Raw genomic sequence first — 22,498 nt, 5'->3', positions numbered from 1 at the left:
ACGAAAACGGGGGTGCCGCGCGCCTCGCGACGCGGCACCCCCTCCCCGGAGAAGGGCTCAGGCGGCGGAACAGCTCGCCGTCGGTGTGTTGCTGTTGCCGTTCTTGTAGAGCGTGATGCCGAAGTTGTTGCCGTTGCCGTTCGGGCGCGCGGTGAGCGTGCCGCTGGTGCCGCTGATCGAGGCGTTCCAGCTGTTCTGCAGGCTCTGCCCGCCCTGGGTCTGGATGTTGACCACCCAGTTGCTGGTGCCGCTGACCGAGAAGGTCACGTTGAACCGGTCGCCCCACTCCTCGGCCCGGCTCACGCTGACCGTGCAGCCACCGTTGTTCGGCGGCGGGGTGGTCGGGTTGCCACCGCCGGTCCCGCCGATCGTGATGTTGGAGTTGCCGCTGCTCTGGTAGCCCTCGGTGGCCAGGATCTGGTAGTCGTGCGATCCGAGGTTCATGCCGTAGCGCGACCAGGCGTCGAAGTGGTTGCCGGAGGTGATGGTGCCGCCCACGCGCTTCGACTGGCGGACGCTCCAGTACTGGTAGAACGTCCGGGTGCCCTCGATCGAGGGGGCGTTGACCCGCTGGGTGCGGTAGATGTCGTACGTGCCGCCGTCGGAGGACACCGAGCCCATGTAGCCGCTACCCGGCGGGCGCCAGCTGCCCCAGCTGTCCACGATGTAGTACTCGACGAGCGGGTTGCGCGTCCAGCCGTAGAGCGTCAGGTACGCGTTGCCGGACGGGTTGAAGCTGCCGGAGTAGCTGACCGTGCGGCGGCCGCCCGGGTTCCAGCCCTTGCCGGCGACGAAGTTGTTGATGTTGCTCCACTGGGTGCTGTACTGACCACCGTTGCCCATGGTCATGGAGACGTTGCCACTGTCCTTCCAGAAGGAATAGAAGTAGCCGTTGTTGGTGCCGGTGGAGTTCGACGTGACGGTGGTGTCGGCGTAGGCCGGACCTGACGCGACGGCCGTCGCCCCGGCGGCGATCAGCGCCACGGCGCAGGCGCCGCCGAGGACCATCCTGAGGCGTCCGCGCCTGCGGATGCCCGTACGGACGAGGGCGTCTTTCATGGACGGGTTTCCTCCCTGTGACGGCTGGCGGGCGGCCAGCTTCCGGTGGCGCGAGCCGCGGGTGCTCGCCCGCCCGCGGACGGCGGGACCGGGGCGACAGCCGCGCCACGGGTGGTGGTCGGACATCGACGTCAATCGAGATACGCCGATGGCCACAGTATTGGAGCCCCGGTTCATCCTGTCAACAAGTTCCGGAAATGTTGTGGTAACCGCTTTCCAGCCCTGAACGGCCGTTACGGCTGACGGAGAAGAGCATCCGATCAGCGTCGACATGTCGGCGAAGGGCGCCCGACCGCCATTGAAGGCGACTGGATTCCGAAACTTTTCGGCCCTGTTCCGGATCAACAGTGCCCCTGCTGCTCGGCGCGCGCGAGCGGGCGGGGCCGGGCCGGACAGTCCACATTTGACGGCTCGCCGGTCGGTCGGTTCAATGACGGCCGGACCGGAGTCGGACCCGATTCCGGCCGGGTGAACCGAGGACGTCGCGCACCCGTCCGGCGTACGTCATCACCGGAAGGACCGCCCTGTGACACCCGATGCCCCCGGCGCGCGCCCGCGGCCGCGCCGGATCCCGCGCGGCGTGGTCGCCGCCGGCGCCGCCGGGCTGGCGGCGCTGAGCCTGGTGGTCGCCGCCCTCAGCGGGAGCGTCGCCGCCGCCCGCGACGACGAGCCGGCCGCCCGGACCGTCTCCGCCGAACACCTGACCGCGATCCGCACCGCGGCCCGGTCCTGCCCCGCGCTGACCCCGGCGCGGCTGGCCGGGCAGCTGATGGCCGAGTCGGGTCTGGACGCGCGTGCCGAGCGGACCGCGTCCGGCGGCCGGGGCCTGGCCGGGCTGGACGACGAGCGGTGGCGGACCTGGGCGCCGTGGCCGGACGCGCAGCGCACCGACAGCGCCGCCAACATCCTCGCGCTCGCCCACCACATGTGCGACCTGGCCGGGCAGGTGCGCGCGGCTGCCGTCCCCGGCGACCCGTGGCGGCTGTCGCTCGCCGCGTTCCACACCGGGTTCGAGGAGGTACGCGCCGCCGAGGGGGTGCCCTCGACGGCGGTCCCGTACGTCGACGAGGCAAGCCGGTACGCCGCCTACTACGGCCGGCAGGACGGTTTCGCCGAGACCGGCCCGGCGAACCGCGAGAGCGAACGCCGGCAGCCCAAGGCGGTCCCCGCCGCGTACGTCCGCCTCGTGGTACGGGCCGGCTCGGTGTGCCCGCAGGTGCCGCCGGCCGCTGTCGCCGCGCAGCTGATGGCCTCCTCCGGTTTCGACCCGAACCTGCTCGGCGACGGCGGCCGCAAGGGCATCGCCCAGTTCCGGCCCGAGCTGTGGCGTGCGTACGGCCCGTCCGGCGCCTCGCCGTGGGATCCGCAGGCGGCGGTACCGGCGGCCGGCGCCACGCTCTGCGCGCTACGGCGCGAACTGGCCGCGCTCGACGGCGACCCGGACCTGCTGGCGCTGGCGGCGTACCGCGACGGGACCGACGCCGTGCGCCACACCGGCGGCGACTTCGACGCCAGGACGCAGGAGTTCCTGCGCACGGTCCGGGAGTTCACCGACTTCTACGCCCTCGACGGCCGGCTGCGGGGCACGCCGGTGACTTCCGGCACGCCGTCGCCCGGCACCCGGACGCCGAAGCCGCCGGCCTCGTCGGCCGCGCGCCCGTCCACGTCGTCGCCGGCAGCGGGCACGTCGAAGGAACCGGAGAAGCCGGCCGCACCGGTCCGCCCGGCCGGCGCGAAGCAACTCGTCGGCAAGGAGACCGGCCTGTGCGCCAGCGGCGGCAGCGGTGACGGCGTACGCGTCGTGCTGCGGGCCTGCCGGGAGGAGCGCTCCCAGTGGTGGACGTTCGCGTCCGACGGCAGCGTCCGGGTCGAGGGCGGCCTCTGCCTGGACGTGGCCTGGGGCGAGAAGCGCGACGGCGTACCGGTGCAGACGGCGTGGTGCAGCGGCAACCCGGCGCAGAGGTGGGAGTGGATCGAGAGCCAGGGCCGGCGGTCGCTGTTCAACCGGGCCACCGACCGCTGCCTGGACGTCGACGGGCACGCCGCGGGAGCACCGCTGAACGCCTGGACCTGCGTGTTCAACGTCAAGCAGACCTGGTCGCTGCGCTAGCCGCGCGACCGGGCCCGCCGGCCGGACCGGATCAGGGATTCGAGCCCACGGCCAGCCCGAGCACCCCGCAGCAGGCCACACCGACGACGGCCAGCAGGACCAGCATGACGCTGTAGTTGGACCACATGCCGAACCGGGTGACGTCGGTGCCGTAGCCGTCGTACACCCGGTTGCGCCACCCGCCGAAGCGGAACGCGAGGTGGTGCGCGGCCCCCGGCTGCACCGCGAGCGTCGTGGTGACGATCGGGACGCCCATGAAGTCGGTGTACCGGACGTCGTGCGCGCCGGCCGGCACCGCGACGTGCCATGTCCCCTCGCCGGGGATGGCGACCACCTGACGGTCGATCTTGAAGCGGCTGGTCGCCGGCACGGGGATCAGGTACGGCCCGCGGTTCACCGAGACGACGAGCACGCCGCAGCCGGGCGGCGGGGTGATCGGGTGCGGGTAGGCGATCAGCGGGCTGACGCCGCCGGGCATCGGCGGGTACGGCTGCGAGGGGAGGTAGGACACGGCTGGATTCTGGCACGGCCGTGCCAACCGTCGATCCCCCGCCGGTCAGCCCGCGCCGGGCGCTCCGGCGTCGGCCAGCAGCCGCTGTCGCATCAGGAACTTGCGGACCTTCCCGGTGGGCCCCATGACCACGTCGTCGTCGGGGACCGTCACCACCCGGCGCAGCGTCGCGGCCACCGCCGGCCCCAGCGCGGCCCGGACCCGGCCGGTACGGTCGGCTGCCGGATCGGCGTCGGCGGTGAGCAGGAGCAGCACGTCGGTCACAGTCGTGCCGTCCTCCCCCGCCGCCGCGAGGACGGTGCAGTCGCGGACGTCCGGGCAGTGCCGGAGGATGCGCTCCTCGGACAGCGCGGTGTACAGCCAGGTGCCGCCGCCCAGGTCGACCGCGTCGCTGGCCCGGTCGACGTGGTGGTAGTCGCCGGCCGCGTCGCGGTACATCAGGTCACCGGTCAGGTAGTAGCCGCCCAGCCGCGTCCGGTACGTGGTGACCGAGTCGTTCCAGTAGCCGAGCGCCAGCGTCGGCGACTTCAGGCCGACGTGCCCCACCTGCCCCGGCGGGACCTCCTCGCCGGTGTCCACGTCGAGCAGCGCGATCTCGGCGAACGGGTACGGCCTGCCGACGCAGCGGTCGTAGCGGTCGCTGCCCAGCCGGTGGGTGATCCGGAACGCGCCGTGCCCCATCTCGGTGGAGCCGAGCATGTCGACGAACTTGGAGCCCGGGACGTCGACCATGCCGTCGCGGGTGTACGCGGGGTGGCTGCCGACGGCGACCAGCCGGCGGACGTGCGCCTCGTGCGCGCAGTCACCGGTGTTGAACCAGTTGCGCACCGAGCTGAGGTCGCGGGTGGTCAGGTCGACCCGGGCCAGTTCCGACCAGGTCACCGCGAAGCCGAAGACGCCGGTGGGACGCCACCGCTCGATCGCGTCCAGGATCGTCTCCGCGCTGCGCTCGAACGGGCCGCCCTGCGCGGACAGGCACAGCAGCTGGTAGCCGTTGCAGAGCGCCTGGTTGAGCGTGATGATGCCGGCGGCGTGCGCGGCCGGCAGCGCGGACATCTCCCGCACCTCACCGTACGGCCGGGACTCGGTGAGCCGGACCGCGCGGATCGCGGCGAACAGGCCGTGGTGCGAGTGGACGATCGCCGCAGGTACCCGGGTGGTGCCCGAGGAGTGGGTGATGACCACCGGTTCCTCGGGGTGGTGCCGGTGGTGCGGCGGCGCCTGCGCCGGGTCGCCGGTGCCGGTCTGCGCCGCGTCACCGAGGATCTCCACGCCGAGGTCGTGCCCGGCCAGCGCGGCGTGGTCGGCGTCGACCACCACACCGGCCCCGCGCAGCCGCCTGACGAACTCGGCGGCCAGCGGGACCGGCATGTTGCCGTTCATCAGCGCCGGGATCGCGCCGAGCCAGGTCAGCGCCAGGAAGTTGAGGAACACGTCGGGCGCGGAGGTCACGTACACCGCGATGGGGTCGGCCCGGCGGACGCCGCGCGCCCGGAACCAGGCGGCCCGGGCCGCGACCCGGTCGGTGAGCGTGGCCAGCGACAGCGGCGTCCAAGCGGGGATGCCGTCGACGTCGGCGTCGAACGTCACCCGGGGCATGTCCATGTCGGCGCCGTGCTCGGCCAGCCGGAGCAGCACGTTGCCCGCGCCCAGCTCCATGTCGGCCGCCAGCGTCGCCCGGAAGTTGTCGGCACCCAACGAGTGGCCTCCTCAGCTGACACGCGTCACGGCCGCGCCCCGTACCGGCCGCCGAGCGGGGACACGATCAGGCTAGAGCGCCCGCCACGCTGAGACAATGGTCGATGTACGGACGGTCAGGAGACCTCGCGGTTGAACAGGTGCGACGACCAGAACAGACTGGCGGCGGCCAGCCCGGACATGATCAGCGCGCCCTGCCACACCACTGTCTGGGTGATCTGGCCGGCGAACAGCGCGCGCATGCCGTCGGTGGCCCAGGCGAACGGGTTCCACACCGCGACCCGCTGGATCCACATCGGCGCCAGCACGAGCGGGATGAGCACGCCGGCGAGCAGCGACACCGGCTGCCCGACGGTGTTCACCAGCACGCCGAGGCTGTTCTCGTTGCGCACCAGCAACGCGATGTCGTACGAGATCGAGGTGCTGAGCAGCACCATCACCGACAGCAGCGCGTACGACACCAGCAGGTTCGCCAGGTGCACCCGCAGGCCGAACGGCAGCGCCACCAGCGTGACCACGACGGCCTGCACCACGTTGAGGCACACGTGCATGAGCGCCCGGCCCAGCAGCAGGCCGGTCCGGCTCACCGGCGTCACCCGGCACCTGTCGATGATGCCCGCGCGCAGCGCGCTGAGCAGCCCGTAACCGGCGAACAGGCCACCGAACAGGCCCATCGCCACGAACAGGCCGGGCACGTAGATCCGGTACGCGTCGGCGTAGGACGCGGCGCCCCGGTCGACCATCACCACCTTGAGGAACGGCGCGAAGAGGATCAGGTAGGTGATCGGCTGGGCCAGGCTGAACGCGACCATCACCGGGTTGCGCACCATCAGGCCGGCCTCCTGCTGGAAGATCAGCCAGGTGTCGCGGACGAGTTTCACGCCGTACTCCTCTCGGCGTCCGGTCACTCGGCGAGCGACCGGCCGGTCTTGGCCAGGAACACGTCGTCGAGGCTGGGCCGGCGGGCCTCGATCGCGCCGGGCTCGATGCCCCTGTCGTAGAGCGCCCGCATGATCTGCGGGATGGCGGTGGCGGCGCTGTCCACGTAGAGCCGCAGCGTGCCGTCGACCGGCTCGGCCGCGTGCACGTACGGCGCCTCGGCCAGCAGCTTCGTCGCTGCCGGCAGGTCGCCGCCGGTCTCGCCCGCGACGTCGGCGGCGGCGAAGTCGATCGCGACCACGTCACCGGAGATCTCGCGTTTGAGCGCCGACGGGGTGCCCTCGGCCACGATCCGCCCGGCGTCGATGATCGAGACCCGGTCGCAGAGGCTGTCGGCCTCGTCCAGGTAGTGCGTGGTGAGGAAGATGGTCATGCCCTCCTCGCGCAGCCGCCGTACCTCCTGCCACATCCGGACCCGGCTGGGCGGGTCGAGCCCGGCGGTGGGCTCGTCCAAGAACATGACCTGCGGCGAGTGGATGACACCCAGTGCCACGTCGAGACGGCGGCGCTGCCCGCCCGAGTACGTCTTGATCTTGCGGTCGGCGAAGTCGTCGAGCTGGAACGCGCGGATCGCCCCGGCTGCCAGTTCCTGCGCCACCGCCTTGGACAGGCCGTGCATCCGGGCCTGGAGCACCAGGTCCCGGCGGGCGGTGGAGTCGTCGTAGGTGCCGCTGGCCTGCGCCACGAAGCCGATCCGCCGCCGGACCTGCGCGGGCGCGCGCAGCAGATCGACGCCGGCGATGGTGGCCGCTCCCCCGCTGGGCCGGATCAGCGTCGCGAGCATCCGCAGCGTGGTGGACTTACCGGCGCCGTTCGGGCCGAGGAACCCGACGATCTCGCCTCGGCGTACCGCGAAGTCGACGCCGCGTACCGCGTCGACAGTGGTGGCGCCGCGCCCGCGCCCGACCCGGAAGGACTTGCGTAGGCCGGTGGCCTCGATCATCGAGCCTCCTCGTGCGGCACGACGCCTGCGCGGGTGCGTCAGGTCAGGCTAGTTCGGCCCCGACTGTTGGACAACGGTCGATGCGTCAGGCGTCGGGAGCCGTCCGTGCCAACGCGGCGAGGTGCGTCGCCGCCGCGCGGGCGCCGCCGGCCGTCGCGAACCACTCCCCCACCCGGCGCGCGCCCGCCCGGTAGGCGGGCTCGTCGAGCACCGCGCTCAGCGCGGCGGTCAGCTCCGCCGGGGTCGCCGAGTGAAAGGAGACCTCCAGGCCGGCGCCGGCCCGGCGCACCTGACGCGCCACCGCCGGGTGGTCGTGCCGGATCGGCGCGACCACCACCGGCACGCCGTGTGCCAGCGCCTCGGAGACCGTGCCCAGGCCACCGTGGGACACCAGCGCGTCCAGCCGGGGCATCAGCTCCAGCACCGGCACCCGGGGGGCGACCAGCACGTGCGGCGGCGGGTCGGGCACCAGGCCGGGGGCGGCGGTGAGAATCACCTGGACCCGGTCGGCGAGCGGCGCGGTCGCCGCCGTCATCCGCCGGTAGAAGTCGGCTGCGAGGTGCTCGGCCATCGTCCCGACCGTGACCAGCACGTGCCGGCGGCCGGGATCCCACGCGTCCCAGGCGAACGCGGGCGCGTTCGGCCGCCGTCCCAGCGCCGGCCCGGTGAGCACGCAGCCCGGCGGCAGCGGCGCCGGGCCGGTCAGCGCCGTGGTGGTCAGCCCGATCACGAGGTACGGCGAGAAGCGCAGGTCGATCGTCTCGTCCACCGGTACGTCGGCCATCGCCCACACCCGGCGGACCTGGGCGCGTACCCAGTCGGTGAACTCGGGCATCTCCCCCGTCGGCGGCGTCAGCTCCAGCATGCCGACGCAGAACGTCGCCCACGGCAGCCCGCGGCGGTGCGCGGCGAGCGCGCCGGCCAGCGCGTACTGGTCGGCCACCACCACGTCCGGCCGGTACCGCTCGACCGCCGAGTCGGCGGCGTCGCGGATGAACCGGTTGGCGGGCAGCACGTGCCCCTCCCAGAGGCTGCGCACGGAGTCCGGCCCGGACGCGCCGTCGGGGCGGTAGTAGCGCTTGCCGGTCGGGAACAGCGTGGCGTCCGGGCCGACCAGCGGACGCAGGTCGCTGCGCGGCCCGACCCAGGCCACCTCGTGCCCGGCCGCCTCCAGTTGCTGGGCGATGGCGACCGGGGCGTGCAGATGGGACTCCACCGGCAGCACGACGAACAGGAAGCGAGCCACGTCGATATGATCGCACGCACGTTGACATCCATCGGCGTCACTGATCTGATCCGTGGCGTGACGGTACGCGTATGACGGCGATCGACGCCGTCTCGGTGTTCCTGCCGCAGCGCCGGGTGCCGGTCGAGAGCCTGGCCGCGCCGCTGGGCCTGACCGACATGCAGGTCCGCCTGTTCCGCCGCTTCCACGGCCTGACCGAGGTCCGTCGCGACCCCGGGCTGTCCCTGACCGACCTGCTGCTGCACGCGGCGGCCGGCCTCACCGCGCTTCCCGCGCTACGGCAGCGCGTGCGGTTCGTGGTGTACGGGCGGGCGTTCCCGGTGGTCACCCCCTATCCGGTCAACCCGCTGCACGAGGTGTGCCGCACGCTCGGGCTGGGCCACGCACTCGCGTTCACGCTCACCCAGCAGTCCTGCGCCAGCGCGCTGGCCGCGATCGACGTGGCCGGGCGGCTGCTCGCGTCCGAACCGGACACGCCCGACGGCCCGCCGCTCGCGCTGGTGCTCACCGGTGAGAAGGCGTTCACCCGCGACGCCCAGTTCATCCCCGAGACGTCGGTGTTCAGCGAGGGCTCCTCGGCCTGCCTGCTCAGCGCCGGCGGCGGCCGGGACCGGCTCCTCGCGTACGCCTGCCACCAGCGGGGCGAGTTCGACGTGGCCGGCGGCGAGTCCCCGGCACGGTTCCAGCGGGCGTACCGGCCGGCGCTGGCCGAGGTGATCGGCCGCGCGCTGGACCGGGCCGGGACGGCGCTGTCCGAGCTGCGGCTGGTGCTGCCGCACAACGTCAACCTGATGACCTGGAAGCGGCTGTGCCGGCTGATCGGGCTGCCGCTGGACCGGGTGCTGCTGGACAACGTGACCGAGACCGGGCACGTGTTCTGCGCCGACGCGTTCGTGAACTACCGCACCGCCCGGGAGCGCGACCTGCTCCGGCCGGGTGACCGCTACCTGGTCGCGGCGGTGGGCGCCGGGGACGGCGCGACGTTCGCCGCCATGGTGTTCGAGCACTGACCGGCGTGCGGGAGGCCACCTTGGACGACGGGCTGCGCCTGCTGCGGGCCGCGCGGCACACGGTCACCGGCCCCGCCGCGCTGCTCGCCGATCCCGTGCTGCGCGAGCGCACCGCCGGCTACCTGGCGGACCTGACCCGGCCGTACGGGCTGCGCGTGCCGGACGGTCTGTTCGACGCGCCGTCGGGGGCGCTGGGCCAGTCGTACGGGGAGATGGCCGCCGAGCTGATCCCGGCGCTCGTGCCGCCGGACGAGCCGGTGGACCTGCTGGTGCTGGCGTTCGCCGTGCACGACGTGCTGCCCGGGCGGGCCACCGCGGCGTACCTCAGTCACGTGTGCCCGGGCACGCCGATGTCGTTCGCGCTCTGCGACCAGGGTTCGGCGGCGGCTTTCACCGGGCTGCGGATCGCCCGCGAGTACGGGTGCCGCCGCGCCCTGCTGCTCACCGTCGAACAGGCGGTCCTGCCGTACGACACGGCGGTGCCCGTACCGGCCCGCCACCGGGCCGTCGCCATGCTCTACGGCACCGCCGCCGACGACACCGCCCGGACCGGCGGGACGCGGGTGACAGGGCTGCGCCAACGCGCCGACGTCGGCCCCGGCGACGTCGCGGCGCTCGCGGCGGCCGAGGTGCGCGAGCTGACGGCCGGGCGTACCGATGTCGCGGTCGTGCTCGGCGCCGACCTCGCGGCCGTGTGGCCCGGCCCCGGCGGCGGCGCGGTGACGACCGGTCCACCGAGGCAGCCGTCCACCGGGGTCTGGTGGGCGCTGCTGGACCGTCTCGCCGGGGACGCGGCGCGGCCCCGGCCGGTGGTGGTGGCCGACTACGAGCCCGGCCTGGGCTACCTGAGCGTGGCCGCGCTGGCGCCGGCGGGCCGGTCAGAGCCCGTCGGTGAGCGCGGCGCGGACGAACGCGCACAGCCGTTCGTTCGCCTCCGGGGCGCCGACGGTGATCCGGACCCCGGCGCCTGGTAGCGCCATCACCAGGATGCCCGCCTCCCGGGCCCGCTCGGCGAACGGCACGGCCCGCTCCCCCAGCGGCAGCCACACGAAGTTGGCCTCGCTGGGCGCCACGGTGAGCCCGAGGCCGCGCAGCGCGCCGATCAGACCGGTACGCGCCGCCACCAGCTCGGTGCACCGCCGGGTCAGTTCGGCACCCACCTCCGGCGTCAGGCTCGCCACCGCCGCCGCCTGGGCGAGCGCGGAGGGGAAGAACACCGCCCCGGTGAGCGCGGCGGCCCGGGTGAGCCGGGGCGGCACCACTGCGTACCCGACGCGCAGCGCGGCGAGCCCGTACGCCTTGGAGAACGTGCGCAGCACGCAGACGTTGTCGTACGCGCGGTACAGGTCCATCCCGTCCGGCGAGCGCGGGTCGGTGACGAACTCGCGGTACGCCTCGTCCACGATCACCGGCACGTCGGCCGGGATCCGTTCCAGGAACGCCTCGACGTCGTCGCGGCGCAGCGCCGTACCGGTCGGGTTGTTGGGGTTGCACAGCAGCACGCACCGGGTCCGGTCGGTGACCGCGTCCGCCATGGCCGGCAGGTCGTGGTCGTACCCGTCCATCGGGACCGGCACGGCGCGGGCGCCGGCGTTGCCGATGATCAGCGGGTAGCCCTCGAACGACAGGGCCGGGTGGACGACGTCCGGGCGTGGTCCGAGGGACTGCACGAGGTGCTGGCACAGTCCGGCCGAGCCGGGGCCGACGAGGATCGCCTCGGGGCCCACGCCGAGCCGCGCCGACAGCGCCGCGACGAGCGCCGACGACGTGCGGTCCGGATAGCGCTGGAGCGTCGCGGCGGCGCCCTCGACCACCCGCCGGATCCCCGGCAGCGGCGGGTAGGGCGTCTCGTTCATGGACAGGTCGGCCGGGGGTTGCGTCCCGACGGCGGTGGCAGGCGTCATCATCGCTCACTTTCCGACGGGACCGGTGGGGACGGGGTGTGCGCGTGCCGGTCGGCCAGCAGCCCCAGTTGGTAGAGCCGGTCGACGGCTGACAGCGGCCGCACGTCGGTGCCGGAGAGGTTGCCGGCGGTGAGCCCGAGCAGCCGGGGGTTGGCGGCGGTACGGCGCATCATCCGCGCGCCGAGCAGCTTCGGCAGCCCGGACACGGCGGTGATCATGCGGGAGGCGTTGTGGCTGACGGTGGCGACGTGGTCGAGCCGGGGCCGCCGGGCCGCCTCGAAGGCCCGCAGCGCCCGGTCCACGGCGGCCGGTTCCGGCGCGCCGCCCTCGGCGGCCAGGCAGGCGGCGAGCGTCTCGGCGTCACCGAGGGAGCTGTTGACGCCCTGCGCGGCCATCGGGTGCACCGCGTGGGCGGCCTCACCGGCGAGCGCGAGCCCCGGTGCGGCCAGGCGCGCGCTGCGCAGCCGGTAGACCGCGAGCAACTGGCGCCGGTGCAGGCTCGCGCGCACGGCCGGTTCCAGCGGGCTGATCGCCGGGACGTCGGCGAGCAGCCGTCCGCACCACGCGTCCAGGTCCACGCGGCCCCGGAACTCGTCCGGTGTGACCTGCACATAAAGGCGGCACCGCCCGCCCGGCAGCGGGTAGACCAGGCAGAGTCCCCGGGCGGTGCGGTAGGCGGACACCTCGTCGGCCACCTCGGCGCTGTCCACGTCGAAGGCGACCAGGCCGTGCGGGTACTCCCGGCGCTCCACGCCGATCCCCGCCGCGCGGCGCAGCGGCGAGGACATGCCGTCGGCCGCGACCACCAGCGACGCCTCGATGTCCCGCTCGGCGCCGTCCGCGACGACCCGGACGCCGTCGATCCTCCCGTCGTGATCGCGCCGGACGCCTGTCACCCGCACACCCCACCGGACCTCCACGCCGGCCGGCAGCCGGTCGGTCAGCACCGCGCGCAGGTCGCCGTAGTCGGCGCAGAGGATCTGCCGGTACGCCCCGGGCAGGCCCGCGTAGTCCAGGCAGAGCAGCGGCTCGCCGTGCGCGTCGCGGATGGCCAGCCGCCCGACCGGACGCGCGCCGGTGGCCCGCAGGGCGTCCAGCGCGCCCCAGGAGTCGAGGATGCGGATCGTCTCGGGCTGGAGGATCTCGCCCTTGGCGATCGACGCGGGAGCGCGCTGCCGGTCGAGCACGAGCACCCGCAGGCCGAGCGCGCCGAGCGCGTGCGCGCAGGCCAGCCCGCCCGCGCCGGCGCCGGCCACCACCACGTCGGCGGTCATCGGGCCACCGCCCCCGGTGCGGCGCCGGACCGCGTGGCGGCGGCCCGGCGGTACTCGCCGAGCGTCCGCAGCGCGAGCGCCTGGGTGATCACCGCGTTCGGGTACCGCATGTGGTGGCGGATGTAGTTGCACACCCGGGCGGCGGGCCAGGCGCCGTCCGGTCCGGCGGCGGCCACCAGCCAGGCGACGCCCCGGTCCACCGCGTCGGCGGCGTCCGGATCGCCGGTCGCGAGCAGGCCCTGCACCGCCCAGGACGTCTCCTCCACAGTGCCGCCGGTGCCGTCGCCCGGGCCCCACGAGCCGTCGGGCAGCTGGGTGTCGCGCAGCCACCGGGCCGCGCGGCGCACCACCTCGTGCCGGGCGTGCCCGACCCGGGACAGCGCGGCGACCACCACCGCGGTGCCGGAGGTGTGGTCGCGGTACCAGAGGTTCTCGAACGTGCCGGCGGGCGCGGCCCGGGTGAGCAGCCAGGCCGCCGCGCGGGCGATCGCCGGATGGTCGTCCGGATACCCGGCGTCGTGCAGCGCGAGGATCGCCTGACTGGTGATGGCCGGGCAGGGTCCGTCGTTGGCGAGCCGGGTGTCGCGGACCCACAGGCTCCACGAGCCGCGGCTGTCCTGGCGGCCGACGAGCCACGCCAGTCCCTGGCGCAGCACCGGGTCGGTGCCGGCACCGGGGAGTCCGGCGAGCGCGGAGAGGATCTCGGCCGACTCCAGCGTGACCGGCCAGCCCCGGGCGTTCGAGTAGCTCCACCCGCCCGGCGGCACGTCCAGCACCTCGAACGCCTCCGTCTTGCGGGCGGCGTGGAGGAACTCCCGGGTGGCGTGCAGCCGGGGATCGTCGGCGTAGCCGGCCGCGATCAGCCCGGTCGCCGCGTACCCGGACCGGGTGAGGTCCAGGTTGCTGACCGCGTCCCAGGATCCGTCGGGGCGTACCGCCCGGCGCAGCCAGCCGACGACGGCGCGGGCGATGTCGGGCGCCTCGCCGCTGCGGGCCAGACCGAGCAGGACGAGCGCGGCCGGCCACGGGTCCTCGCTGAGCGCTCCGGTGCGGCCCTCGTGGTCGTGGATGGACCGCAGCAGCCGTACCGCCGCCGGACGGGCGCGGCGCAGCGTGGCCCGGCGCAGCCGGCCCGCGGGCAGCATGTCGGCCTGCATCAGGGCCAGCCCGACGAACGGCGCGGTACGGAACGACAGGCGCTGCCGGCGTACCCGGTCGAACAGGACGATCTCCAGCGGCAGCCGGCGCAGCGGGCCGGCCTCGGCTGTCATCCCGGCCATGGTGAGCAGTTGCCGGCACAGCAGCGAGATCGCCGGATCGGTGATGGTGTCGACGCCGCCGAGCGCGGCCAGCCGGGCGCGGCCCGCCGCAATCGCGTCGGCGCTGTCAGCCGGTGCGCTCAGCGCCAGCGCGGCGACCGCCACGGCGGTGGGTACGACGGCGGTGCCGGCGCCCACGACGCCACCCCAGCCGCCGTCGTCGTGCTGCGCGCGGCGCAGCCAGGCGGTTCCGGCGTCGACCAGGTCGGCGCAGCCGGACGGGTCGGCGGCGTGCAGCGCGGCGACAGCGCCAGCGGTGCCGAGCACCGAGGCGGGTGGGTCGTCGCTGAAGGCGCCGTCGGGGCGGCGGCGACGGAACAGCGCCTCGGCACCAGCGGTGAGGGCCTTCCCGACGGCCTCGGCGGTCACAGCGGTCATGGCGCGTCCTCCAGAGGCAGTCGATTGTGGGTGGCGAGGGTCAGGCCCGCGACCGGCGGGCCGAGTTCGTGCCGGACGCGCATGCCGCGCTGCGCCAGCCAGGTCAGCAGCACCATCGGCAGCGCGAGCGCGAGCTGCACGGCGACGCCGAGGCCGAGCCCGACCGCCGCCGAGGCCAGCACGACCCGCTCGACGACCAGGACCGAGTGGGCGCGCAGCGCCACCAGGACGGGCATCCCGTCGCGGCGCGCCACCAGCGGAGCCAGCGCGGCGACGCCGGTGACCAGGACGACGAGCACAGTCGCCAGGTACGCCATCCGTGTGCCCGGCTCGGCCAGCAGCCCGGCGGTCACGGCGGCGCCGATCGTGACGGCGTAGAGCGCCACCACGGTCCGTACGGCCGCCGGCACGCCCCGCCCCACCGGCAGCGTGCGGTAGCCGCCGGCACGATCGCCGTCGATGTCGCGCAGCGCGCCGACCAGGTTGGACATGGCGTCGTGCGACCAGAACGCGACGACGAGCGCGAGCAGCACCGGCACCGCCCAGTCCCGGTCCGGCGCGAGGCCGGCGGCGAGCGCGCCGTAGCCGAGCGCGACCGCGCCGAGCGCGCCGCGGACCAGGTTGCCGGCGATCCCCCGGGCCTTGAACCACCTGCTGTACGCGACGATGCCGCACGCGGCCAGCAGCGCCGCCACTGTGGTGCCCCATCCACCGAGTACGGCCAGGACGCCGAGTGCGGCGAAGCAGGCGCTGCCGCACCACAGTGCCGTGCCCGCGCGCAGCCGGCTGGACGGGATCGGCCGGTGCGGCTTGCTGCCGGCGTCGAGGTCCCGGTCGAAGTAGTCGCCGAGATAGTGGCCGCCCAGCCAGCCGGCGGTGGGCGCGGCCCAGGCCGACAGCAGCAGCCACGGATCGTGGCCACCGGCCACTGCGGCGCCGGCCAGGCCGACGAGCCCGACGTACCAGAGGGTGTAGGGCCGCCAGGTCTCCACGTGGGCCCGCAGTGCTCGCACGGCGCCGGCCGTGCTCACGCCATCTCGCTCGTCATCCAGGCCGCGATGCCGGTGAGCACGTCCGCGCTCGCGGACGGGGTGAGCGCTGCCAGCTCGGCGCGGGCCCGCTCGGCGTGCTCCACCATCAGCCGCCGGGCGCCGTCGACAGCGCCCACCTCGCGGAGCAGGGCGGTGACCCACTCGACGTCGCCGGGACCGGCGCCACGGCGGTGCAGCACCGCCAGCAGTTCCACCCGTGCGGCGTCGCTGATCGCGTCGTACGCCAGCAGCAACGGCAGCGTGGGGCGGCCGTTGTTGAGGTCGCTCGTCGCGGGCTTGCCGGTCTGCTCCGGGGTGGACAGGTAGGACAGCAGGTCGTCGCGGATCTGGAACGCGGTGCCGACGTGCTCGCCGTAGCGGGCCAGCGCGGAGGCCACCAGCGGGTCGGCGCCGCCGAGCAGCGCGCCGATGTGGCACACGGCGCGGAACAGCGAGCCGGTCTTGAGCCGGATCATCTCCGGGTACCAGCGGGCGCCCGCGTCCAGGTCGCCGACGAGCCGCGCCTCCAGCGCCTGGCCCCGGCACAGGTCCTGGCCCGCCTCGGCGAGCGCGGTGACGGCGGCGACGACCGACGCCGCGGGGACCGCCCGGCCGCTCTCCACCATCGCCTGGAAGGCGTGGAAGATGAGGTGGTCCCCGGCCACGATGGCGCCGGGGATGCCGTACGCGACCGGGACCGCCGGGCGGCCGCGGCGCAACGTGTCGGCGTCGATGATGTCGTCGTGCACGAGCGTCGCGACGTGCAGGTATTCGGTGCCGAGCGCGGCGGCGAGGACGTCCCGTGGTGATCCGCCCACCGCCTCGGCGGCGTGCAGCGTCATCATCGGGCGGAGCATCTTGCCCGCCGGCAGCAGCGCGTAGCGCACGATCGCGTCGAGCTGGTCGGGCGTCTCCGGCCACCGCCGGCCGAGTTCGGCGCGCAGCAGCCGCCCCGATTCGCTGCGGGCCAGGTCGTCGATGAAGGGCGGATATCGCGTGGAGCCAGCAACCGTCATGACGCGTCGACCCTTTCGCCAGGGATCGGCTAGTCGCCACGCGAGACGTTACCGGTAGGTCCTCCCCGGAACAACCATTGATAAACGCGCATGGACATGGGTGGCCGCAAATGTCGCGACAGCATTCTTCAGCACATTGACCGATGCGCAGAGAAATCCGCCGTTTGACCCACGGCCGCCATCTCGATGCATATACGTCAATGTTCGGGCGCACGGGACGGCACCGGACAGGTTCGGCTCCCCCGGGCCCGCTCAGGCGCCGGCGGCGAACTCCATGAGCGTCAGCCCGTCGGTGCCGTGGTAGGTGCGCCGGGGCGCCAGGCCCGCGGCGGCGGCGAGCGCGGCGAACTCGGGCAACCCGCGCTCCCGGCCGCCGACGAGGACCAGCATCCGCAGGTCGTACGGGGACAGGTGCGGCACGTGCGGCACCGTCGGCAGCACCTCGATGACGAGCACCCTGCCGGTGGTCCCGGCCGCCTCGGCGCAGCGCCGCAGGATCGCGGTGGCGTGGGCGTCGCTCCAGTCGGTGAGCGCGCGGGAGACCACGTACACGTCGGCGCCGGGCGGCAGCGGGGCGAAGAAGTCCCCCACCACGGTCTCGGCCCGGTCGGCGAGGCCGCAGGCGGCGAACGTCGCGGCGGCGGTGGCCACCGGCTCGTCGCGGTCGACGAGCGTGCCCCGCAGGTGCGGATGGGCGCCCAGCACCTCCCGCAACAGCCCGCCCGCACCCCCGGCCACGTCGACCACGTGCTTCGCCTCGTGCCAGGGGTAGAGCGCCGCGACCTCCGGGGCGGTGAACCGCTGCTGGCTGAGCATCAGCGCGTCGAAGTAGGCCCGGTGGTCCGGGTGGGCGTCGAGGTCGGCCCAGAAGTCGCGCCCGTGCACCTCCCGGTAGCCGGGCCCGCCGGTGCGGATCGCGTGCGGCAGGCCGGTCCAGGCCAGGTCCATCCGCGCGCCGAGCCCGCCGAGGTCCAGGTAGGCGCCGTGGCCGCCGCCGTCGCGGTCGCAGAGCAGCTCGCCGACGTCGGTGAGGCCGAACACGTCCGGCGACACCTCGACGAACACGCCCCGGTGCACGAGGTAGCGCAGCAGGCGGCCCAGCGCGGCGGCGTCCGCGCCGCAGGCGCCGGCCAGCTCACCCAGACCGGTGACGCCCGCGGCGATCCGGTCCGGCACGCGCAGCGTCACCGCCGTGCGGACCGCGAACGGGGTGGCCAGGTCGGTGAGCCGGTCGAGCCGCTCCCCCGCGTCACCCTCGATCTGGGCATCGATCGACACCGGCGCCTCCTCCCGCGTCGCGGGCCGGCACCGCCGCCCCCGCCGGTGCGCATGCTTCCAGGCGTACGGCGGGTGAGTCAACGACGACGGCTGGTGAGGACATTCATGGACGTGGAACAATTCGCGGACCAGCCGAGGCGCGCAGACCGGAGGGATCATCGATGACCACATCCATCGCGGCCGAGGTCCGGCTCGTCTCCGGCGCGCTGGGCGCCGAGGTCCACGGCATCGACCTGAACACGCTCACCGACGAGCGCTTCGCGCTGATCCACGACCTGCTGCTCAAGCACCAGGTGGTCTTCCTCGCCGGTCAGACCGGGCTGACGCCGCAGGCGCACGTCGCGTTCGGCCGCCGCTTCGGGGAGGTGGAGCTGCACCCGTACCTGCCCCGGCTGGACGGGCACCCGGAGATCGTCGTCATCGACTCCGCCGACGGCGGCAAGGTCGACGTCTGGCACACCGACATGACGTTCCACCAGAGCCCGCCGATCGCCTCGATCCTGCACCTGATCCAGTTGCCCGAGGTCGGCGGCGACACCATGTGGACCAACCAGTACCGGGTCTACGAGGCGCTCTCCGCGCCGATGCGGGACCTGCTCGACGGGCTGACCGCCATCCACGTCATCCGGATCGGCACCGAGTTCACCAGCCGCGCCGAACACCCGGTGGTCCGGGTGCACCCGGAGACCGGGCGCCGCTCGCTGTACGTCAACCGGCTGTTCACCTCGCACATCCCGCAGCTGACCCGCAACGAGAGCGACGCGCTGCTGGAGCACCTGTTCACCTTCTCCGAGAGTCCCCAGTTCACCTGCCGCTACCGGTGGCGGACCGGGGACGTCGCGGTGTGGGACAACCGGGTCACCCAGCACTACGCCGTGAACGACTACGACGGGCTGCGGCGCGGGCAGCGGATCACCGTGATCGGCGACCACCCGGCCGGGAGCGAGCCCCGGTGGGAGCACTACGTCCCGGCACCCGGCGAGCGCTACTGGCCGGGCCGGGTCAACGCGGTGGAGAGCTACTGACCGCCGGTCACCAGGTGACCGGGAAGGAGGCGATGCCGCCGTTCATCCGGTCGTGCCGCCACGGGATCTCCGCCAGCGGCACGGCCGGAGACAGCGCCGGCATCCGGGTCAGCAGCGCCCCGAGCGACAGCTCCACCTGCATCCGGCCCAGCGCCGTGCCGAGGCAGAAGTGCGGCCCGAAGCCGAAGGTCAGATGCGGCACACCGGGCCGGCGGTCGATGTCGAAGACGTTCGGCTCGGGGAAGAACCGGGGGTCGCGGTTGCCGGCCCACGGGATCGCCATCACGCAGTCGCCGGCCCTCATCCCGACCCCGCCGAGGACCAGGTCCTCGCGGACCACCTGCACCCGGAACATGGCGCTCACCGACGTGTAGCGCAGGATCTCGTCGGTGGCCGCGGCGAGCTTGCCCGGCGCGGCGCGCAGCTTCGCCAGCTGCTCCGGGTGCTGGAACAACGCGCGCAGGCCCGCGCTCGTCGAATTGATCTCCAGGCCGCCGAGCAGCACCCCCATGGCCAGCTCGACCAGTTCGGCGTCGACCAGCTCGTGCGCGCCGCCGCCGCGGACCCAGGCCGAGAGCAGGTCGTCGCCGGGCTCGGCCCGCTTGCGCGCCAGCTGCCCGGCCAGGTAGTCCCGCAGCTCGGCCTGCGCGGTCGCGGCGGCGGCCGAGCCGTACGCGGTGACCGAGTTCAGCCCCTCGATCCAGGCGTAGAACCGGGGCCGGTCGGCGGCCGGGACGCCGAGCACGTCGCACACCACGAGCACCGGCAGCGGCGCCACCAGTCCGGCCACCACGTCGGCCGGGCGCGGACCGGCCAGCATGGCGTCGACCAGCTCGTCCACCAGCCGCTGCACCCGGGGCCGGAACGTCCCGATGCGCCGGGCGGTGAACGCGCGGCCGGCCACCCGCCGCACCACGGCGTGCGCCGGACCGTCCATGTTCAACTCACGGGGACCGCCGCCGTCCGGTGTCGCCGTCGCGCCCAGCGGCAGCCGGGAGAAGCGGGGATCGGCCAGGACGGTGCAGCAGTCCTCGTAGCCGAGCACCAGCCAGGCCGCCCGCCCGTCGGGCAGCCGCACCCGGCTGACCGGCTCGGCGACGACCATCTCCAGCAGCTCGGCGGGAAGGTCACCGGTGAACGGTTCGAACGGATAGGAACGCGGCCCGGAATTGACTGTCACCGGGCCACCGGGCAGCTGATCGCGGTCCACGTCCGACATCGGCTAAGAGTCCAGCATCGGTTAGTCCGGCGTCAATATCCGTCGCATGCGTCCGCGGCCTTCCGCGTACCGGTGCCGATCCCCTAGCATCGGTTCTCCAGGGCTGCCGTTTCGCCGCGCGGATTGGTGGGATTTGACTGCGCCGCTGCGAATTCTGATGTCGACGTGGGGCTGGCGGTCGCATTTCTACGGCCTGGTCCCGCTCGGCTGGGCGTTGCAGGCCGCCGGCCACGAGGTGCGGGTGGCGAGTCACCCGTCGATGGCCGCCACGATCAGCGCGGCCGGGCTCGCCGCCGTACCGCTGGGCGCGGACGTCGACTTCGCCGAGGCGTTCGCCGGCCGGATCGGCACGGTGGCCCCGCTCGCCGGTTCCGCGCCGGCCGGCGCGGTCGTGCCGGCGATCACCGCCGACGGCGGGGTGGTCCGGTTCGCCGACGCCGTCCTCGACGACCTGGTCTCCTTCGGCCGGTCCTGGCGGCCGGACCTGGTCCTCTGGGAGCCGTTCAACCTGGCCGCGCCGGTGGCCGCCGCCGCGCTGGGCGTGCCGGGCGTGCTGAACCTGTGGGGGCCGGACTCCTCGACCACACTGCGCATGGACCCGGATCAGGTGGTCGGGCCGCTGGCCGCCCGGTTCGGGTTACGCGCCGCCGACGTGCCGCTGGACGGCGTCCTGACGCTCGACCCGGTGCCGCCGCCCATGCAGGTGCCGACGGCGCGCCCCGGCCGTCCGGTGCGGTTCGTGCCGTACAACGGTCCGGCCGTGGTGCCGGACTGGCTGCGCCGCCCGTCGGGCCGGCCCCGGGTGTGCGTCACGGCGGGCACCATGATGGCCGCCGCCGGGTTGCACGACCGGTTCGACCTGGGCGGGGTGATCCGGGCGGTGGCCGGGCTCGACGTGGAGGTCGTCGTGGTGGTCGAACCGCGTCAGCACGAAGGGCTGGGCCCGCTGCCGGCCCGGGTCCGCCTGGTCGACGGGCCGCTGGCCGTACGGCTGGTGCTGCCGACCTGCGCCGCGCTCGTGCAGCAGGGCGGGGCCGGCACCACCATGACCGCGCTCGCCTACGGCGTGCCGCAGCTCGTCCTGCCGCAGGTCAGTGACCAGCACTTCAACGCGGAACGGCTGGCCGCCACCGGCGCCGGCACCTCGCTGACAGCTGAGCAGGCCACCGCCGACGCGGTCCGGGAACTCGTCGGCGAGCTGGTCGGTGACGGGCCCCGGCGACGGGCCGCGACGTCGATGCGTGACCGGGTCCACGCCATGCCCGCCCCCGCGGATCTGGTGCCGGCGCTTGCCGCCCTGGCCCGGGGCGGCCCGATCTGAGGAGTCGCAGATGACGCAGGAGCCACCGGCCATCCCGTACCCGCTCGCGCCGGCTCCGACGATCTACCACCCGTCGCCGGACTACACCCGGATGCGGGAGACGTGCCCGGTGGCCCGGGTCGAGCTGCCCGACGGGGCGTGCGCGTACCTGGCCACCCGGCACGCCGACGTGCGCCGGGTCTTCACCGACCAGCGGTTCAGCCGGGCCGCCGCGGCCGGCCCGAACCGCCCGACCCGGGAACTCGGCTCGCTCGCCGAGGACTCGCTGATCGGGATGGATCCGCCCCGGCACACCACGATGCGCCGGGCCGTCTCGCACGCGTTCACCGTCCGCCGGGTGGAGGAGCTGCGCCCGAGGGTCGCGGCGCTCGTCGACCGGATGATCGACGAGCTGGAGGCCGCGGGTCCGCCGGCCGACCTGATCACGCACCTCTCCGGTCCCCTGCCGATCTCCGTGATCAGCACGCTGTTCGGCATCCCGGAGCGGGACCGGGAGCGGGTACGCCAGTGGTCGGACGCTCTCGTCGGCGACTGGGACGCCGATCCGGACGCGCCCCGGGCCGCGCTGGAGGCGTTCCGCGAGCTGATCGACGAGCGGCGCCGCGAGCCCGGCGACGACCTGATGAGTGCGCTCATCTCGGTCTGGGACGACCACGACGACCTGACCGAACGGGAGCTGGTGTCGGTCACCGCCGGGATCTTCGTGGGCGGGCACGAGACCACCACCAACCAGCTCAACCTGTTCCTGCTGGTCCTGGCCCGCCATCCGGAGCAGCTGGCCGGGCTGCGCGGCGACGATCCGGTGGCGGTGGCCCGGGCGGTCGAGGAGCTGTCCCGCTTCATCCAGCTCGGCGACAACGGGGTGTTGCTGCCCCGGGTCACGACCGAGGAGGTGGAGCTGGGCGGCGTACGCCTGCCGGCCGGCGCCGCGGTGCTGCCGGCGATCGCGTCGGCCAACCGGGACGCCACTGTGTTCCCGGGCGCGGACACGCTCGACCTGACCCGCGTGCACAATCCGCACCTGGCGTTCGGCGCCGGTCCGCACCACTGCCTGGGCGCGGCGCTGGCGCGGATGGAGTTGCAGGAGGCGCTGGGCGCGCTGCTGCGGCGGCTGCCAGGGCTGCGGCTCGCTGTCGACGAGGCGGAGCTGCGGTTCCGGCCCGGGCTGGTGGTGCGCAGCCTGGAGTCGCTGCCGGTGACCTGGGACCGGTGACCGG

General features: G+C 74.2%; 19 protein-coding genes. 6 read left to right on the top strand and 13 right to left on the bottom strand.

The features are described 5' to 3' along the window. Positions 1 to 57: 57 nt before the first annotated feature. Positions 58 to 1,059, bottom strand: a complete 1,002-nt coding sequence (locus FB455_RS12325; RefSeq protein ID WP_145753431.1) for a glycoside hydrolase family 11 protein — start codon at positions 1,057 to 1,059, stop codon at positions 58 to 60. Positions 1,060 to 1,585: 526 nt separating this feature from the next. Between FB455_RS12325 and FB455_RS12320 the strand changes: the two genes are divergently transcribed. Beyond that, positions 1,586 to 3,169 carry a ricin-type beta-trefoil lectin domain protein gene (locus FB455_RS12320; RefSeq protein ID WP_145753429.1) on the top strand — a complete coding sequence of 528 codons (1,584 nt, stop codon included), beginning with the start codon at positions 1,586 to 1,588 and terminating at the stop codon, positions 3,167 to 3,169. A gap of 31 nt (positions 3,170 to 3,200) precedes the next feature. On the opposite strand, the gene FB455_RS12315 is transcribed toward FB455_RS12320, so the two are convergent. From FB455_RS12315 to FB455_RS12295, 5 genes are all read right to left on the bottom strand, one after another. Next, complete coding sequence (locus tag FB455_RS12315) at positions 3,201 to 3,680, bottom strand: hypothetical protein (protein ID WP_071094568.1); 480 nt, start codon at positions 3,678 to 3,680, stop codon at positions 3,201 to 3,203. 45 nt (positions 3,681 to 3,725) lie between these two features. Next, complete coding sequence (locus FB455_RS12310) at positions 3,726 to 5,378, bottom strand: class I adenylate-forming enzyme family protein (protein ID WP_013286855.1); 1,653 nt, start codon at positions 5,376 to 5,378, stop codon at positions 3,726 to 3,728. Positions 5,379 to 5,494: 116 nt separating this feature from the next. Continuing rightward, positions 5,495 to 6,259, bottom strand: coding sequence for an ABC transporter permease (locus tag FB455_RS12305; protein ID WP_013476421.1), 765 nt, complete (start codon positions 6,257 to 6,259; stop codon positions 5,495 to 5,497). Between the two features lie 23 nt (positions 6,260 to 6,282). Further along, on the bottom strand, positions 6,283 to 7,260 hold the full coding sequence (locus FB455_RS12300; RefSeq protein WP_047892606.1) for an ATP-binding cassette domain-containing protein: 978 nt from the start codon (positions 7,258 to 7,260) through the stop codon (positions 6,283 to 6,285). An 85-nt stretch (positions 7,261 to 7,345) separates the two neighbouring features. After that, positions 7,346 to 8,506: a glycosyltransferase gene (locus FB455_RS12295; RefSeq protein ID WP_145753427.1), complete on the bottom strand. Its 1,161-nt coding sequence runs from the start codon at positions 8,504 to 8,506 to the stop codon at positions 7,346 to 7,348. A gap of 71 nt (positions 8,507 to 8,577) precedes the next feature. Between FB455_RS12295 and FB455_RS12290 the strand changes: the two genes are divergently transcribed. Then, positions 8,578 to 9,516, top strand: coding sequence for a 3-oxoacyl-[acyl-carrier-protein] synthase III C-terminal domain-containing protein (locus FB455_RS12290; RefSeq protein WP_047892608.1), 939 nt, complete (start codon positions 8,578 to 8,580; stop codon positions 9,514 to 9,516). 5 nt (positions 9,517 to 9,521) lie between these two features. Further along, the gene (locus tag FB455_RS12285) at positions 9,522 to 10,490 is read left to right on the top strand and encodes a 2-hydroxy-acid oxidase (protein WP_486481527.1); all 969 of its coding nucleotides are present in this window, start codon (positions 9,522 to 9,524) and stop codon (positions 10,488 to 10,490) included. Here the strand turns inward: FB455_RS12285 and FB455_RS12280 are convergent. The 6 genes from FB455_RS12280 to FB455_RS12255 form a co-directional block, all read right to left on the bottom strand. Then, on the bottom strand, positions 10,395 to 11,420 hold the full coding sequence (locus tag FB455_RS12280; RefSeq protein WP_486481526.1) for an aminotransferase class I/II-fold pyridoxal phosphate-dependent enzyme: 1,026 nt from the start codon (positions 11,418 to 11,420) through the stop codon (positions 10,395 to 10,397). The genes FB455_RS12285 and FB455_RS12280 overlap by 96 nt on opposite strands. Further along, entirely contained in the window at positions 11,420 to 12,694 is a 1,275-nt protein-coding gene (locus FB455_RS12275; RefSeq protein WP_145753424.1) for an FAD-dependent oxidoreductase, read from the bottom strand. The genes FB455_RS12280 and FB455_RS12275 overlap by 1 nt, the downstream gene beginning before the upstream one ends. Continuing rightward, positions 12,691 to 14,391, bottom strand: coding sequence for a prenyltransferase/squalene oxidase repeat-containing protein (locus tag FB455_RS12270; protein WP_145753421.1), 1,701 nt, complete (start codon positions 14,389 to 14,391; stop codon positions 12,691 to 12,693). The genes FB455_RS12275 and FB455_RS12270 overlap by 4 nt, the downstream gene beginning before the upstream one ends. Next, positions 14,388 to 15,422, bottom strand: coding sequence for a UbiA family prenyltransferase (locus FB455_RS12265; protein WP_145753419.1), 1,035 nt, complete (start codon positions 15,420 to 15,422; stop codon positions 14,388 to 14,390). Before FB455_RS12265 ends, FB455_RS12270 begins: the two co-directional genes overlap by 4 nt. After that, positions 15,419 to 16,438 carry a polyprenyl synthetase family protein gene (locus tag FB455_RS12260; RefSeq protein ID WP_047892613.1) on the bottom strand — a complete coding sequence of 340 codons (1,020 nt, stop codon included), beginning with the start codon at positions 16,436 to 16,438 and terminating at the stop codon, positions 15,419 to 15,421. Before FB455_RS12260 ends, FB455_RS12265 begins: the two co-directional genes overlap by 4 nt. Before the next feature lie 252 nt (positions 16,439 to 16,690). After that, complete coding sequence (locus FB455_RS12255) at positions 16,691 to 17,716, bottom strand: methyltransferase (RefSeq protein ID WP_047892614.1); 1,026 nt, start codon at positions 17,714 to 17,716, stop codon at positions 16,691 to 16,693. 161 nt (positions 17,717 to 17,877) lie between these two features. On the opposite strand from FB455_RS12255, the gene FB455_RS12250 reads away from it, so the two are divergent. Further along, positions 17,878 to 18,741, top strand: a complete 864-nt coding sequence (locus tag FB455_RS12250; RefSeq protein ID WP_145753416.1) for a TauD/TfdA family dioxygenase — start codon at positions 17,878 to 17,880, stop codon at positions 18,739 to 18,741. Between the two features lie 7 nt (positions 18,742 to 18,748). Here the strand turns inward: FB455_RS12250 and FB455_RS12245 are convergent, their stop codons facing one another. Then, on the bottom strand, positions 18,749 to 19,960 hold the full coding sequence (locus FB455_RS12245) for a cytochrome P450 (RefSeq protein WP_030268429.1): 1,212 nt from the start codon (positions 19,958 to 19,960) through the stop codon (positions 18,749 to 18,751). Positions 19,961 to 20,117: 157 nt separating this feature from the next. Between FB455_RS12245 and FB455_RS12240 the strand changes: the two genes are divergently transcribed. After that, on the top strand, positions 20,118 to 21,281 hold the full coding sequence (locus FB455_RS12240) for a nucleotide disphospho-sugar-binding domain-containing protein (protein WP_145753414.1): 1,164 nt from the start codon (positions 20,118 to 20,120) through the stop codon (positions 21,279 to 21,281). Between the two features lie 10 nt (positions 21,282 to 21,291). Next, on the top strand, positions 21,292 to 22,494 hold the full coding sequence (locus FB455_RS12235; protein WP_013286870.1) for a cytochrome P450: 1,203 nt from the start codon (positions 21,292 to 21,294) through the stop codon (positions 22,492 to 22,494). Positions 22,495 to 22,498: the final 4 nt, after the last annotated feature.

The sequence above is a fragment of the Micromonospora sp. CNZ296 genome, from assembly GCF_007827635.1.
The sequence above is the reverse complement of the archived record's forward strand: the minus strand, read 5'-3'. Positions and strand labels throughout refer to the sequence as shown.

Coding starts and splice junctions, on each gene's coding strand:
- FB455_RS12270 (WP_145753421.1), bottom strand. CDS start 14,391: ATGACCGCTGTGACCGCCGAGGCCGTCGGGAAGGCCCTCACCGCTGGT.
- FB455_RS12235 (WP_013286870.1), top strand. CDS start 21,292: ATGACGCAGGAGCCACCGGCCATCCCGTACCCGCTCGCGCCGGCTCCG.
- FB455_RS12250 (WP_145753416.1), top strand. CDS start 17,878: ATGACCACATCCATCGCGGCCGAGGTCCGGCTCGTCTCCGGCGCGCTG.
- FB455_RS12260 (WP_047892613.1), bottom strand. CDS start 16,438: ATGACGGTTGCTGGCTCCACGCGATATCCGCCCTTCATCGACGACCTG.
- FB455_RS12290 (WP_047892608.1), top strand. CDS start 8,578: ATGACGGCGATCGACGCCGTCTCGGTGTTCCTGCCGCAGCGCCGGGTG.
- FB455_RS12280 (WP_486481526.1), bottom strand. CDS start 11,420: ATGACGCCTGCCACCGCCGTCGGGACGCAACCCCCGGCCGACCTGTCC.
- FB455_RS12275 (WP_145753424.1), bottom strand. CDS start 12,694: ATGACCGCCGACGTGGTGGTGGCCGGCGCCGGCGCGGGCGGGCTGGCC.
- FB455_RS12325 (WP_145753431.1), bottom strand. CDS start 1,059: ATGAAAGACGCCCTCGTCCGTACGGGCATCCGCAGGCGCGGACGCCTC.
- FB455_RS12300 (WP_047892606.1), bottom strand. CDS start 7,260: ATGATCGAGGCCACCGGCCTACGCAAGTCCTTCCGGGTCGGGCGCGGG.
- FB455_RS12245 (WP_030268429.1), bottom strand. CDS start 19,960: ATGTCGGACGTGGACCGCGATCAGCTGCCCGGTGGCCCGGTGACAGTC.
- FB455_RS12240 (WP_145753414.1), top strand. CDS start 20,118: ATGTCGACGTGGGGCTGGCGGTCGCATTTCTACGGCCTGGTCCCGCTC.